Source organism: Burkholderia cepacia, from assembly GCF_029962485.1.
Classification (GTDB): Bacteria; Pseudomonadota; Gammaproteobacteria; order Burkholderiales; family Burkholderiaceae; genus Burkholderia.
Genome location: NZ_CP073637.1, coordinates 1144676 through 1157620 on the forward strand (window position 1 = coordinate 1144676; position 12945 = coordinate 1157620).

Here is a 12945-nt window from a genome sequence, read left to right on the forward strand (position 1 = left end):
GGATTGCCCCCGTAGAGATATACCAATAGTGGAATTCAGATCAGGCCGTCGAGCGGCAGGATGTCGACCGGGGTGCCCGCGTCGACTGCCGCGGTATCGTGGCCCAGGACGATGAAACAGTTGGCGGCCGCGAGGCCGCTCAACGATGCGGAACTCTGCGAACCGGCCGGCGTGACGTGCCAGTGGCCGTCAGCGGCGCGAGTCGCGATGCCGCGCAGGTATTCGGTGCGGCCGGGGCGCTTCTTCAATGCCTGCGTGCTGAGCGCCGGGTACATCGCCGGCGGCGGCGTTTGCGCGCCGGCCAGCGTCAGCAGTGCCGGGCGCACGATCGCGTAGAACGTGACGGCCGACGCGACCGGATTGCCGGGCAGCCCGAAGAACAGCGCGTGACCGGCGCCGCCTGTCGCGCATGCGAGCGTGCCGCAGGCGAGCGGCCGGCCGGGCCGCAGCGCGAGGCTCGCGAACGTCACGTCGCCGAGTTTTGCCATCACGTCGCGCGTGAAGTCGGCTTCGCCGACCGAGACGCCGCCCGACGTGATCACCGCGTCGGCTTGCGCGGCGACGGCGTCGCGCAACGCGGCTTCGAGCGCGGCCGGGTCGTCGCGGACGATCCCGAGATCGATCGCGTCGACATTCAGTCTTTCCAGCATCGCGATCAGCATGCCGCGATTGCTGTCGTACAGCGCGCCGCGATCGAGCGGTTCGCCGGCCTCGCGCAGTTCGTCGCCGGTCGAGAACACGGCGACGCGCACGCGGCGGCGCACCGTGACGTCGGTGAGACCGAACGATGCGAGCAGGCCGAGATCGGAAGGGCGCAGGATGCGGCCCGCGGCGAGCGCGCAGGCGCCGCGCGCCAGATCCTCGCCGGCCTTGCGGCAGTTTGCACCGCGTGCGACGTCGTGCGCGGCGAAACGGATCGTGTCGCCGTCGACGCGCACGCGTTCCTGTGGAATCACCGTGTCGCATCCGGCCGGCATCGGCGCGCCCGTCATGATGCGCACGCATGAGCCGGCTGCCACGGCGCCGTCGAACGGGTGGCCCGCGAACGCGGTGCCGGCGACCGTCATCCCGATGTCACCCTGCGACGACGCGGGCGTGCCGGCGCTGCCGTCGAATGCATAGCCGTCCATCGCCGAGTTGTCATACGCGGGGATGTTGAACGGCGCGTTCACGTCGGCCGCGAGCACGCGGTCGAGCGCATCGCGCAGCGTCACCGTGTCGCACGCGTCGACCGGCGCCGCGAAACGGCACGCGAGTGCCTGTGCGTCGGCGAGCGACAGCGCGGCATCGGAATCGGTTCGGGAGGCGGACGAGGATTGCGTGATCATCAGTCGGACTGCGCCGCAAGGCGTATCGGGTTCGTGGCCGGTGGCGCGAGGAGGGTGCCTGGGCGCGGGTTTCGCGTGCGGCGGGCGCCGGGCGGGAACGACGCGTGTGCCGTCAGCGGCGGGCCAGCGCGGCGAGTTCCTGCCAGGAGTTGGCATTGTAAAACGCACGCTCGTCGCGAAACTCGACTTCGACCGTCTTGTGGCGTGCGTACCACGCACGCACCTTGCGGTCGCCGGCCGCGAGCCGGGCGGCCAGATCGTCGGCCAGCGACGTGCGCAGCAGCGCGAACGTCGGCTGCGGCGAGCGCACCTGCAGCGCATCGACGGTCACGGCCATCGCGATGTCGGCCTGTTGCGCGTCGAGGGCCGCGTGCAGCCGCGCGACGAGGTCGTCGGACAGGTAGGGCGTATCGCAGGGCGAGCACACGACGAGCGGTGCGCGCGCCGCCCGCATGCCGGCGAGCAGGCCCGCAAGCGGGCCGGGGAAGTCGGGTGTTTCGTCCGCGACGATGCGCGCGTCGAACGGCGCACCGAGCTCGGCATAGCGATCGGCGTGACGATTCGCGCTGATCAGCGTTTCGTCGACCTGCGGCGAAAGCCGGCGCAGCACATGCAGCGCGAGCGGCGTACCGTCGAGTAACTGCAGGCCCTTGTCGACGCCGTCCATGCGTGTGGCGCGCCCGCCTGCGAGCAGCAGGCCGGCGATCGAGGGGGAGGCGGAAACGGGCATCGTGCGAAAGCGGAATGAGCCGGCGTGCGTCAGCCGCCGATATACGACATTTCGACACGCTTGCCGGTGCCGTCGGGCATGGCTTCGGCCGACGCGCTGCCACGCAGCTGCGAATAGCGGTCGGTGCGGGCCTGCCAGATGCGGGCAATCGCGGTCGCGATCTCGGCGTCGGTCGCACCGCCGCGCACGAGCGCGCGCAGGTCGTGGCCCGTCGACGCGAACAGGCACAGGTACAGCTTGCCTTCGGTCGACAGCCGCGCGCGCGTACAGTCGCCGCAGAACGCCTGCGTGACGCTCGAGATCACACCGATCTCGCCGCTGCCGTCCGCATAGCCCCAGCGTTGCGCGGTCTCGGCCGCCGTGTGCGGCTCGAGCGGCACGAGCGGGAAATGTTCGGCGATCCGCGCGACGACGTCGGCAGACGGCAGCACCTCGGTCATGTTCCAGCCGTTCGACGTGCCGACGTCCATGTATTCGATGAAGCGCAGGACCACGCCGGTGCCGCGGAAACGCTCGGCCATCGGCAGGATCTCGCTGTCGTTGGTGCCGCGCTTCACGACCATGTTGACCTTGACCGGCGCGAGGCCCACGGCCTGCGCGGCGAAGATGCCGTCGAGCACGTCGGCGCTCGCGAACTCGGCATCGTTCATGCGCTTGAACAGTGCATCGTCGAGCGCATCGAGGCTGACCGTCACACGCGTGAGCCCGGCGTCCTTCAGCGCGCGCGCCTTGCGCGCAAGCAGCGAGCCGTTGGTCGTCAGCGTCAGGTCGAGCGGGCGGCCGGCGTGCGTCGTCAGGCGTGCGAGGCGCTCGATCAGGAATTCGAGATTCTTGCGCAGCAGTGGCTCGCCGCCGGTGATGCGGATCTTCTCGACGCCATGTGCGACAAAGAGTCGCGCCACGCGCTCGATTTCCTCGTGCGTGAGCAGCGCGCTGTGCGGCAGGAACGGGTAGTCCTTGTCGAAGACCGCGCGCGGCATGCAGTACACGCAACGGAAGTTGCAGCGATCCGTCACCGAAATGCGCAGGTCGCGTAGCGGCCTGGCGAACGTGTCGGCCAGCGTGCCGTCAGGGGCATGCGCGACGCCGGAGACGTCCGGCATCCCGCTGACGTCGGCGAGAGGAATGATGCGTGGGGACATGTTGAAAGAAGTGCGAACCAGATCTCTATTTTAGCCGCAAGCGGCCGACTGGTCCGGTGGGCGGAAACCCGCAGCGCGGACATGAAAAAGCCCGCCGGAGGCGGGCTTTTCCTGGTCAGGCGATGCGCCGTTTTAGTGGTGCGTCGTTTCGACCTGCTGCATCGGGGCCGTATCGGCCGGCGGCAGCGCCTTGCGTTCACGCGGCACGCGGGACGGACGCGGGAGTTGCGACGCGGCTTCCTGCGCAGCGGCGAACTTGTTGGCGTCCGTGTTCACCCAGACGAGGCCGGCTTGCTCCAGCACGACATCCAGGCTCGCCGAAGCGGGCGCGGCTGCCGGTTGCGCGGGAGCTGCTGCCGGCGCTGCTGCTGCCGGTGCCGGTGCTGCCGGTGCCGGTGCTGCGACGGCCTCGACCGGCGCAACTTCGACCGGTGCCGGCTCGACAGCCACCGGAGCGGCTTCGATCGCCACGGCCGGTGCGGCTTGCTCGACGGCCGCGGACTGCGGCGCCTCGACAACGGCCGGGGCCGCAGCCGGAACTGCCGGCACTTCGAACGCGTCGGTCGGCGAAACCTCGACCGGAGCCGGGCCGGCTTCGGTGACGACAGCCGGTGCAACCGGTGCCGGTTCCACTGCCTGGACGGCGACGGCCGGCTCGACCGGAGCAGCTTCGGCGGGTGCCGGTGCCGGCTGGGCTTCGACAGCGGCCGGTGCAGCATGCTGCTCGACGACTGCTTCCACGGCGACGGCGCTTGCCACGGCCGCGACGACTGCCGGTGCGGCCGTGTGGGCCGGTTCGACAGCAGCCGGTGCTTCCGGCGTCACGGCTTGCACGGCCGCTTCGCCATCCGCGCCTTGCTCGGCCTGGTCGATGATTGCGCCGTCTTCGTCACGCTCGCGACGACCGCCGCGGCGGCCGCGGCGGCGGCGGCGGCGCTCTTCACCGTCACGCGCGCCGGCTTCCGCATCGGCTGCCAGGTCGGCGCCGGGCAGGGCCTCTGCAACGGCCTTGTCGTCTTCCGATTCCGGATGGTTTTCACCGCGGTTGACGGTCTCGAGCGTGGCCGCATGCTGGGTCGGCTTGCGGCGCTCGCCGCGCTCGCGACGCTCGCCGCGTTCCTGGCGCTCGCCACGGCCGGTTGCCTCGACGGCTTCCGGCTGCTCGGCACGCTCGCGCGGTTCGCGGTTCTCGCGCGGTTCACGCGGTTCACGGCTTTCACGCGGTTCGCGCGGTTCGCGGCCTTCGCGCGGGCCACGGCCCTCGCGACCTTCGCGGCCCTCACGACCTTCGCGGTTTTCGCGACCTTCACGCGGCTCGCGACCCTCGCGCGGCTCACGGCCTTCACGCGGTTCGCGCACTTCCTTGCCTTCGCGTTCCTGGCGTTGCGGCTGGCCACGGCCTACTGCTGCCTGGTCGCGGCCGCCTTGCGCCTGCTGCGCGCCGCCACGACGGTTGCGATTGCGGTCGCCGCCGCGTTGCTCGCTCTTCTCGGTCCGCTCGCGGGCCGGACGGGCTGTCTGCTCCTTGGCCGGTGCCGGAGCAACCGGTGCGGGTGCCGGGGCCGGCGACACGCCGAACAGGCCTTTCAGCCAGCCGATGAAGCCGCCGCTTGCCGCGACGACAGGGGCGGGCGCGGCAACCGGTTCGACCGGACGCTGCGGTGCCGGGCTCGGGGCCGGACGCTCGGGCGTGATGCCCTTGACCGCGGCTTCCTGCTTCGGCTTCACCTCTGCTGCGCGCTTGCTGTAGCCGGTTTCCGACTCCAGTTCGCGGGCGGCTTCCTCGGCCATCTTCCACGACGCGCGCGGATCGTCGAGGCGCGCATCGTCGTGACGCAGGCGCTCGAGCTTGTAATGCGGCGTATCGAGGTGCTTGTTCGGGATCAGCACGATGCCGACCTTGAAGCGCGACTCGATCTTGTTGATTTCCTGACGCTTTTCGTTGAGCAGGAAGGCGGTCACCTCGACCGGCACCTGGCAGTGGATCGCCGCGGTGTTTTCCTTCATCGCTTCTTCCTGAATGATCCGCAGGACCTGCAGCGCGGACGATTCGGTATCGCGGATGTGGCCGGTGCCGTTACAACGCGGGCAGGTCACGTGGCTGCCTTCCGACAGGGCCGGACGCAGGCGCTGGCGCGACAGTTCCATCAGGCCGAAACGGGAGATCTTGCCCATCTGCACGCGCGCGCGGTCATGCTTGAGCGCGTCTTTCAGGCGCTGCTCGACTTCGCGCTGGCTCTTCGCCGATTCCATGTCGATGAAATCGATCACGATCAGGCCGCCGAGGTCGCGCAGGCGGAGCTGGCGGGCGACTTCGTCGGCTGCTTCGAGGTTCGTGCGGGTCGCCGTTTCCTCGATGTCCGCGCCCTTGGTCGCGCGCGCCGAGTTCACGTCGATCGCGACGAGCGCTTCGGTGTGGTCGATCACGATCGCGCCGCCCGACGGCAGCGGCACCGTGCGCGAGTACGCGGTCTCGATCTGGTGCTCGATCTGGAAGCGGGAGAACAGCGGCACGTCGTCGTGGTAGCGCTTCACCTTCGCGACGTTGTCCGGCATCACGATATCCATGAATGCGCGGGCCTGATCGTGAATTTCGTTCGTATCGATCAGGATTTCGCCGATATCGGGCTGGAAATAGTCCCGGATCGCGCGGATCACGAGGCTCGATTCCAGATAGATCAGCATCGGCTGGCCGGCGTTGCCGCTTTGCGATGCCGCTTCGATCGCGCGCCACAGTTGCAGCAGGTAGTTCAGGTCCCACTGCAGTTCTTCGGCGCTGCGGCCGATGCCCGCGGTACGGGCGATCATGCTCATGCCGTCCGGAATCTGCAGTTGCGCCATCGTTTCGCGCAGTTCCTGGCGCTCGTCGCCTTCGATCCGGCGCGACACGCCGCCGCCGCGCGGATTGTTCGGCATCAGCACGAGGTAACGGCCGGCGAGCGAGATGAAGGTGGTGAGGGCGGCGCCCTTGTTGCCACGCTCTTCCTTCTCGACCTGGACGATCAGCTCCTGGCCTTCGCGCAGGGCATCCTGAATGCGCGCGGAGCGCATGTCGATGCCTTCCTTGAAGTACTGGCGGGCGACTTCCTTGAACGGCAGGAAGCCGTGGCGGTCTTCGCCGTAGTTGACGAAGCACGCTTCGAGCGACGGCTCGATGCGGGTGATGACACCTTTGTAGATATTGCCTTTGCGCTGTTCGCGCCCGGCTGTCTCGATGTCGATGTCGATGAGCTTCTGCCCGTCAACGATGGCGACGCGCAGCTCCTCCTGCTGCGTCGCATTGAACAGCATGCGTTTCATGAACGACTCCAGGCGGCTCCGCTGCCGGCGCCTCGCGGTTGTCAGTCGCGAAGGCGGGAACGACGGCAGGCCGCACCTTGTTGTGTTGTCACAAGCACGCTGGAGCGGGAACGATGGCGGGGAGAATTGCCTGAAGAGGCGCTTGGGCCCGAAAGACGGGGCCGGCGGCCGTAGGGCACCTGCGAATACGGTTTCAAAGCACGGCGTTCACACACCGCACGCTGCAAAAGCGCGCTAAGCCTGAGTCCGGGCATTGCCACGGGCGCGCGCAATGCGTCGCGCGCGCCGACGGGCGGCAGATGCTGCGGCTTGGGCCGCAGCGGGGAGTATCGAATCCAGCCCGACTTTCCCGCTTGGGGTGTACTTCCCTGGTTTGACGTCGCCAAGTCCCGCACGCTTCGCGGGACCAAATCGGGCGCAACGCCGTAATTTTCGCAACCGGCAGCCTGCGGACGCACTTCGCGCCGTCGGGCTGCCGATCAAATTCTTTTCAACCAACTTTCCGTTACCGCGGCGCCTTGCCGACCGAATCCGCCTGTGGGCGCGATCCTTGCCGACGGGCAGCGCCGTGCGTGCAACTTGCTGCATCTCTTTGATTAGGGGCGAGCAGTAGACCCCCGGCGCAAGTAAAATAACGGTTTCCGCTTGCGCCTTGCCCGACTCGGTCGGGGCCGGCCGGTCAGGCCACCCTCAACGTCAGGCTGGGCAAAATTATATTCAGTATGAATGAGTTAGGCAAAATATCCCAGAATTCAGTCGCAAGCGGCCAGGTATCGATGATCGAGATCGACGAAAACTCGGCCGGTCAGCGGATCGACAACTTCCTGTTGCGCGTCTGTAAAGGCGTGCCGAAAAGCCATATTTACCGGATCCTCCGCAGCGGCGAAGTGCGTGTGAACAAGGGCCGGATCGATGCGCAGTACCGCCTGGCCCTGGGCGACGTTGTCCGCGTGCCGCCCGTGCGTGTGGCGGCGGCGGACCTCGCACGCGCCGACACGCCCATCGTGCCACCCGCGAATTTCAACGTGCTGTACGAGGACGACGCGATGCTCGTCATCGACAAGCCGGCCGGCGTTGCCGTGCACGGCGGCAGCGGCGTCGCGTTCGGCGTGATCGAGCAGATGCGCCAGGCGCGCCCGCGCGCGAAATTCCTCGAACTCGTGCACCGGCTCGACCGCGAGACGTCCGGGATCCTGATGCTCGCGAAGAAGCGCACGGCGCTGGTCGGCCTGCACGAACAGATCCGCGAGAACCGGATGGACAAGCGCTACTTCGCCTGTGCGCACGGCGAATGGCAGCCCGACTGGGGGCGCCGCCGCGCGGTGAAGGTGCCGCTGTTCAAGTATTCGACCCCGGAAGGGGAGCGCCGCGTGCGCGTGCAGGACGACGGGCAGCCGTCGCATACGGTGTTCAACCTCGTCGACAGCTGGTCCGACTACGTGCTCGTCGAAGCGGAACTCAAAACGGGTCGAACCCATCAGATCCGCGTGCACCTCGCGCATCTCGGCCTGCCGATCGCCGGCGACGCCAAGTATGGCGATTTCGCACTCAACAAGGCGCTGGCGCGCGCGAACGCGCAACCGTCGCTGAAGCGGATGTTCCTGCATGCGTACCGGCTGCGGCTTGCCCATCCGATCACCGGCGAGGCGCTGCAGTTCGACGCGCCGCTGCCGGATGACTGCCAGCGTTTCCTCGATCAACTCAGCGCATTGCGCGATACCGCCTGAACCGCATGGCTCGACAGCAATTTGACCTGATCGTCTTCGACTGGGACGGCACGCTGATGGATTCGACTGCGCACATCGCGCACAGCATCCAGGCCGCATGCCGCGATCTCGGCCTGCCCACGCCCTCCGACGAGGCGTCGCGCTACGTGATCGGCCTCGGCCTGCGCGATGCGCTGCAGATTACGGCTCCGACCCTCGATCCGTCCGAGTACTCGAGACTCGCCGAGCGCTACCGCTATCACTATCTGCTCGACGACCAGCGCATCGAGCTGTTCGCCGGCGTACGCGAACTGCTCGCTGAACTGCGCGACACGGGCTATCTGCTCGCGGTGGCGACCGGCAAGGGGCGGGTGGGGCTGAACCGCGTGCTCGACCAGTCGAAGCTGACGAGCGTGTTCGATGCGACGCGCTGCGCGGACGAGACGTTCTCGAAACCGCACCCGGCGATGCTGCACGAGTTGTCGCGGGAATTGGGGCAGGACTTGTCGCGCACCGTGATGATCGGCGACACGACGCACGACCTGCAGATGGCCGCGAGCGCCGGTGCGGCTGGCGTCGGGGTCGCGTATGGCGCGCACACGGCCGATGCGCTGGCGGCGCTCGCGCCGCGCTTCGTCGCGCCCGATGTCGGTGCGCTGGCCGAATGGCTGAGGGAGTACGCATGAGCACGGCGCCGGACGCCGTGCGCGTGTGCGCATCGGACGCGCTGACCGACGGCGGCGCCGGCGTGCGCGTCGACGCGACGCTGCGCGGTGAGCAGGCCGTCGTGTTCTTCGTGCGCTACGACGGCCGTGCCTACGGCTACCTGAATCGTTGTGCGCATGTGCCGATGGAGCTCGACTGGGCCGAAGGGCAGTTCTTCGAGTCGTCGGGCCTCTACCTGATGTGCGCGACACATGGCGCGATCTACGAGCCGAACACCGGCAAGTGCGTCGGCGGCCCGTGCCGCGGCGGCCGCCTGCGGCCGGTCGAGGTCGACGAACGCGACACGCCCGACGGCCGTGCGGTATTCTGGGTGCCGGATGCCGACCTGCATCCTGCCACTCCCGCCACGACCGACTGACGACACCACTGCATGGCCGACCAACCGAATTCCCCGGAATCCTCCTCCCGTCCCGACAGCCGTGAACCGAACTGGGAGCGCGCGGCGCTCGAACGGATCGCGCTCGCGGCCGTCAAGGAGCAGCGTGCGGCGCGGCGCTGGAAGATCTTCTTCCGCTTCGCGTTCCTCGGCGTGTTCGTGCTGTTCGCGTTCGCGCTGATCGATTTCTCGAGCGATTCGAAGTTTTCGTCGAGCGGGCGGCACACGGCGCTCGTGACGATCGACGGCGAGATCGCGGCCGGCGTCAATGCGAACGCCGACGACATCAATACGGCGCTCGACGCCGCATTCGACGACGACGGCACGGCCGGCGTCGTGCTGCGGATCAACAGCCCGGGCGGCAGCCCCGTGCAGGCCGGGATGGTCTACGACGAGATCCGGCGGCTGCGTGCGAAGCATCCGGACAAGCCGCTGTATGTCGTCGTGACCGACATGTGCGCATCGGGCGGCTATTACATCGCGGCCGCGGCCGACAAGATCTTCGTCGACAAGGCGAGCATCGTCGGGTCGATCGGCGTGCTGATGGACGGTTTCGGTTTCACGGGGCTGATGGGCAAGCTCGGCGTCGAACGCCGCCTGCATACGTCAGGTGAAAACAAGGGCTTCTACGATCCGTTCTCGCCGGAGACGCCGAAGATGGACGCGCACGCGCAGGCGCTGCTCGATCAGGTGCACGCGCAGTTCATCAAGGCCGTGAAGGATGGCCGCGGCAAGCGGCTGCACGAGACGCCCGACATGTTCTCGGGCCTGTTCTGGACGGGCGAGAAGAGCGTCGAGCTGGGGCTTGCCGACGGTTACGGCACGACCGACACGGTCGCGCGCGACGTGCTGAAGGCGCCGGATCTCGTCGATTACACGGTGAAGGAAAGCCTGACGAACCGTGTCGCGCGCAAGTTCGGCGCGGCCGTCGGCGGCGCCGCGATGAAGGCGCTGACGGCCGGCGGCGCGTCGGTCAGCCTGCGCTGACAGGCTGGCGGCGGGCCGCGATGGCCCGCCTGTCAGTTGGCTGATCGCCGAGCGTGGCGTCAGTTCGCGAGCAGCAGGAAGATCGCGGGTCGCTTGTGCAGGTTCGGCGCAGGCGCCTTTTTCCAGTCGGCCACGGTGCGGCTCGCGATCGTCTCGGTCGCGAGGGTCAGGTCGGCCGCGACGCAAATCTGCGTCGACGGCGCGCAGGTCGCGACCAGCGTGTCGAGCATCGCGTGATTCCGGTACGGCGTTTCGATGAAGATCTGCGTCTGGCGCGCCTTGCGTGACAGTTGCTCGAGTTCGCGCAAGCGCTTCGCGCGCGCGGCCGCATCGACCGGCAGGTAGCCGTTGAACGCGAAGCTCTGGCCGTTCAGGCCCGATGCCATCAGCGCGAGCAGGATCGAACTCGGCCCGACGAGCGGCACGACCTTCACGCCGCGCTCGTGCGCGCGGCGCACCAGCAGCGCGCCGGGATCGGCGACGGCCGGGCAGCCGGCCTCCGACACCAGGCCGGCGTCAGCGCCGGCCAGTATGGGCGCGAGCAGCCGGTCGATCGCGCCGGCCGGCGTATTGACGTTCAGTTCGCTGATCTCGATTTCCTGGATCGGGCGCGTCGTGCCGATCTTCTTCAGAAACGCGCGCGTCGTTTTCGCGTTCTCGCCGATGTAATAGCCGAGCGTGCCGGCGCGCGCCTGGACGGCCGCGGGCAGCACCGCGGCGAGCATCGATTCGTCGCCTTCGCCAAGCGTGTTCGGGACGAGGTAAAGCGTGCCGGCGGTCATGCGCGGTCTCCACGGGTGGTTGCAAACAGCGGGTATTCGGCGGCGCGCAGCATCCGCGTGAGCGCGATCAGCGGCAGGCCGACGAGCGCGGTCGGGTCGTTGGAATCGATCGCGTCGAGCAGCGCGATGCCGAGCCCTTCGGATTTCGCGCTGCCGGCGACGTCGTATGGCGTTTCCGCGCGCAGGTAGGCGTCGAGTTCGGCCTCGGGCAGCGAGCGGAAGCGCACGTGCGTGACGATGTCCTCGACCTGCGCTTCGCCCGTCCGGCTGTCGTACAGGCAAAGCGCGCTGTGGAATTCGACGGCGCGGCCCTGCATCAACACGAGCTGCGCGAGTGCGCGCTCGTGCGTGCCGGGCTTGCCGATCTGGTGGCCGTCGAAGGTCGCGACCTGGTCCGACCCGATCACGAGCACGCCGTCGGGCGCGTCGATCGTCGCGGCGACGGCGCGTGCTTTCGCATCGGCGAGGCGCAGCGCGGTCGCAGCCGGCGTTTCGCCGTCGAGCGGGGTTTCGTCGAGGTCGGGCGACACGACGTCGAACGGTACGCCGAGGCGCTCGAGGAGCGCGCGGCGGTAGCGGGAACTGGAGGCGAGAATCAGCCGCGGCGGGCGGCAAACGGTATCCGGCATGGTCGGTTGGATCGGTGAGTCGTCAGGTGTGGAGCGGCGTTGCGCGGACGCAAGCTTAAGTGATTGACCGCAAAAGGTAAAACAGGTATGCTTTCCCGCTTTTCGTCGGCAGGCTTCTGTTGTGGTGGCGCCTGCCGGGTCTTCGGAAGTAAAGTACGTCATCCGCGGATGAGCCGTACGCGAGCGGTGCCAAGCCGGATTCGCAAGTCAGCCTGTAGGCAGGAGCGCACATGAACACTTCTTCTGGCAAACCTGCGGCGGCGCTTGATCCGCATGCGGTCGACCTGTTCGAGTTCGCCCGCAGCGGCCGGCAGGCAGCAGGGGCGGTGCGCCTCTCGCAACTGCCGCGCATGTTAAACGAAGTGCCGGCGGACGCGCCAGATCGCGACACGGTTTTCACTTGGCAGGCGGAAGGGTTCACGCAGAAGGAATTGCAGGACGACGGCGCCGATGGGCAGCAGCCGTATCTGCGCCTCGCGGTGCATGGCCATGCGTGGCTCACGTGCCAGCGCTGCGTGACCCCGTACGACCAGACGTTCGACGTCGACATGACGTACCGGGTCGTCGCGACCGAAGAAGAAGCTGAAGAATTTCCGCTCGACGACGATGAAGCCGATGTGATCGTGGGCTCACGCCAGTTCGATCTCGTCGACTTGATCGAAGAGGAATTGCTGCTTTCGTTGCCGCTCGTGCCCAAGCACGAGGTTTGCCCGGCAGTCCACGAAAGCCTCGTGTCGGGTGCGAGCGGTCCCGCGGAAGAGACGGATGAAGAGTCCGAGGAAGCCGGGGACGAAGGCAAACGGCCGAATCCGTTCGCAGCGCTGGAAGCGTTGAAGAAGGGCGGTGACGGCACCAAGAAACACTAAGCAGTTGTGGCGCGGGAAGGCGTAAGGGCTTTGGGCCAGGGTAGTTAAGCGTCGGATCGGGCTGTGTTAGAATCCGGAAAATTATTTAGGAGTTAGTCATGGCAGTCCAGCAAAACAAGAAGTCGCCGTCGAAGCGCGGCATGCATCGTTCGCACGATTTCCTGACGGCAGCGCCGCTGGCAGTCGAGCCGAGCACGGGTGAAGTGCATCTGCGTCACCACGTCAGCCCGAACGGCTACTATCGCGGCAAGAAAGTCGTCAAGACGAAGAACGACTAAGCGTCAAGTCACGCGTTGCGCGCTACGCTCGTCGTTCGCGTGACAACTGGTCGCTTGACACTTTCCTGGCGCAACAAAAAGGCGGCATTCAACTG

12 protein-coding genes are annotated in these 12945 nt (G+C 67.6%); 6 read left to right on the top strand and 6 right to left on the bottom strand.

Annotation, left to right across the window (positions count from 1 at the left end):
* Positions 1 to 35: 35 nt before the first annotated feature.
* The 4 genes from moeA to KEC55_RS05380 form a co-directional block, all read right to left on the bottom strand.
* Positions 36 to 1328 carry a molybdopterin molybdotransferase MoeA gene (moeA, locus tag KEC55_RS05365; RefSeq protein WP_282507049.1) on the bottom strand — a complete coding sequence of 431 codons (1293 nt, stop codon included), beginning with the start codon at positions 1326 to 1328 and terminating at the stop codon, positions 36 to 38.
* Positions 1329 to 1440: 112 nt separating this feature from the next.
* Entirely contained in the window at positions 1441 to 2058 is a 618-nt protein-coding gene (mobA, locus tag KEC55_RS05370; RefSeq protein WP_282507050.1) for a molybdenum cofactor guanylyltransferase MobA, read from the bottom strand.
* A gap of 29 nt (positions 2059 to 2087) precedes the next feature.
* Positions 2088 to 3200 carry a GTP 3',8-cyclase MoaA gene (gene moaA, locus KEC55_RS05375; protein ID WP_282507051.1) on the bottom strand — a complete coding sequence of 371 codons (1113 nt, stop codon included), beginning with the start codon at positions 3198 to 3200 and terminating at the stop codon, positions 2088 to 2090.
* Between the two features lie 132 nt (positions 3201 to 3332).
* Complete coding sequence (locus KEC55_RS05380; RefSeq protein WP_282507052.1) at positions 3333 to 6500, bottom strand: Rne/Rng family ribonuclease; 3168 nt, start codon at positions 6498 to 6500, stop codon at positions 3333 to 3335.
* 722 nt (positions 6501 to 7222) lie between these two features.
* On the opposite strand from KEC55_RS05380, the gene KEC55_RS05385 reads away from it, so the two are divergent.
* Genes KEC55_RS05385 through KEC55_RS05400 form a run of 4 tightly spaced genes read left to right on the top strand, consistent with a single transcriptional unit; the run spans position 7223 to position 10295 of the window.
* Positions 7223 to 8227, top strand: coding sequence for an RluA family pseudouridine synthase (locus KEC55_RS05385; protein WP_282507053.1), 1005 nt, complete (start codon positions 7223 to 7225; stop codon positions 8225 to 8227).
* Positions 8228 to 8232: 5 nt separating this feature from the next.
* The gene (locus KEC55_RS05390; RefSeq protein WP_176046833.1) at positions 8233 to 8892 is read left to right on the top strand and encodes an HAD-IA family hydrolase; all 660 of its coding nucleotides are present in this window, start codon (positions 8233 to 8235) and stop codon (positions 8890 to 8892) included.
* Positions 8889 to 9290: a Rieske (2Fe-2S) protein gene (locus tag KEC55_RS05395; RefSeq protein ID WP_282507054.1), complete on the top strand. Its 402-nt coding sequence runs from the start codon at positions 8889 to 8891 to the stop codon at positions 9288 to 9290. The genes KEC55_RS05390 and KEC55_RS05395 overlap by 4 nt, the downstream gene beginning before the upstream one ends.
* Positions 9291 to 9302: 12 nt before the next feature.
* Positions 9303 to 10295 carry a S49 family peptidase gene (locus KEC55_RS05400; protein WP_059235382.1) on the top strand — a complete coding sequence of 331 codons (993 nt, stop codon included), beginning with the start codon at positions 9303 to 9305 and terminating at the stop codon, positions 10293 to 10295.
* Positions 10296 to 10354: 59 nt separating this feature from the next.
* Here the strand turns inward: KEC55_RS05400 and KEC55_RS05405 are convergent, their stop codons facing one another.
* A complete protein-coding gene (locus KEC55_RS05405; protein WP_043181959.1) occupies positions 10355 to 11077 on the bottom strand; it encodes an SAM-dependent methyltransferase in 723 nt (240 codons plus the stop codon).
* The gene (locus tag KEC55_RS05410) at positions 11074 to 11706 is read right to left on the bottom strand and encodes a Maf-like protein (protein WP_282507055.1); all 633 of its coding nucleotides are present in this window, start codon (positions 11704 to 11706) and stop codon (positions 11074 to 11076) included. Before KEC55_RS05410 ends, KEC55_RS05405 begins: the two co-directional genes overlap by 4 nt.
* Positions 11707 to 11936: 230 nt before the next feature.
* Here KEC55_RS05410 and KEC55_RS05415 point away from each other — a divergent pair, with 230 nt between their 5' ends.
* Positions 11937 to 12572: a DUF177 domain-containing protein gene (locus tag KEC55_RS05415; protein WP_282507056.1), complete on the top strand. Its 636-nt coding sequence runs from the start codon at positions 11937 to 11939 to the stop codon at positions 12570 to 12572.
* 98 nt (positions 12573 to 12670) lie between these two features.
* Complete coding sequence (rpmF, locus tag KEC55_RS05420) at positions 12671 to 12850, top strand: 50S ribosomal protein L32 (RefSeq protein WP_006051932.1); 180 nt, start codon at positions 12671 to 12673, stop codon at positions 12848 to 12850.
* Positions 12851 to 12945: the final 95 nt, after the last annotated feature.

What these genes read in the sequence shown, in the direction of transcription:
- moeA (WP_282507049.1), bottom strand. Translation starts at nt 1,328, where the DNA reads ATGATCACGCAATCCTCGTCCGCCTCCCGAACCGATTCCGATGCCGCG.
- mobA (WP_282507050.1), bottom strand. Translation starts at nt 2,058, where the DNA reads ATGCCCGTTTCCGCCTCCCCCTCGATCGCCGGCCTGCTGCTCGCAGGC.
- moaA (WP_282507051.1), bottom strand. Translation starts at nt 3,200, where the DNA reads ATGTCCCCACGCATCATTCCTCTCGCCGACGTCAGCGGGATGCCGGAC.
- KEC55_RS05380 (WP_282507052.1), bottom strand. Translation starts at nt 6,500, where the DNA reads ATGAAACGCATGCTGTTCAATGCGACGCAGCAGGAGGAGCTGCGCGTC.
- KEC55_RS05385 (WP_282507053.1), top strand. Translation starts at nt 7,223, where the DNA reads ATGAATGAGTTAGGCAAAATATCCCAGAATTCAGTCGCAAGCGGCCAG.
- KEC55_RS05390 (WP_176046833.1), top strand. Translation starts at nt 8,233, where the DNA reads ATGGCTCGACAGCAATTTGACCTGATCGTCTTCGACTGGGACGGCACG.
- KEC55_RS05395 (WP_282507054.1), top strand. Translation starts at nt 8,889, where the DNA reads ATGAGCACGGCGCCGGACGCCGTGCGCGTGTGCGCATCGGACGCGCTG.
- KEC55_RS05400 (WP_059235382.1), top strand. Translation starts at nt 9,303, where the DNA reads ATGGCCGACCAACCGAATTCCCCGGAATCCTCCTCCCGTCCCGACAGC.
- KEC55_RS05405 (WP_043181959.1), bottom strand. Translation starts at nt 11,077, where the DNA reads ATGACCGCCGGCACGCTTTACCTCGTCCCGAACACGCTTGGCGAAGGC.
- KEC55_RS05410 (WP_282507055.1), bottom strand. Translation starts at nt 11,706, where the DNA reads ATGCCGGATACCGTTTGCCGCCCGCCGCGGCTGATTCTCGCCTCCAGT.
- KEC55_RS05415 (WP_282507056.1), top strand. Translation starts at nt 11,937, where the DNA reads ATGAACACTTCTTCTGGCAAACCTGCGGCGGCGCTTGATCCGCATGCG.
- rpmF (WP_006051932.1), top strand. Translation starts at nt 12,671, where the DNA reads ATGGCAGTCCAGCAAAACAAGAAGTCGCCGTCGAAGCGCGGCATGCAT.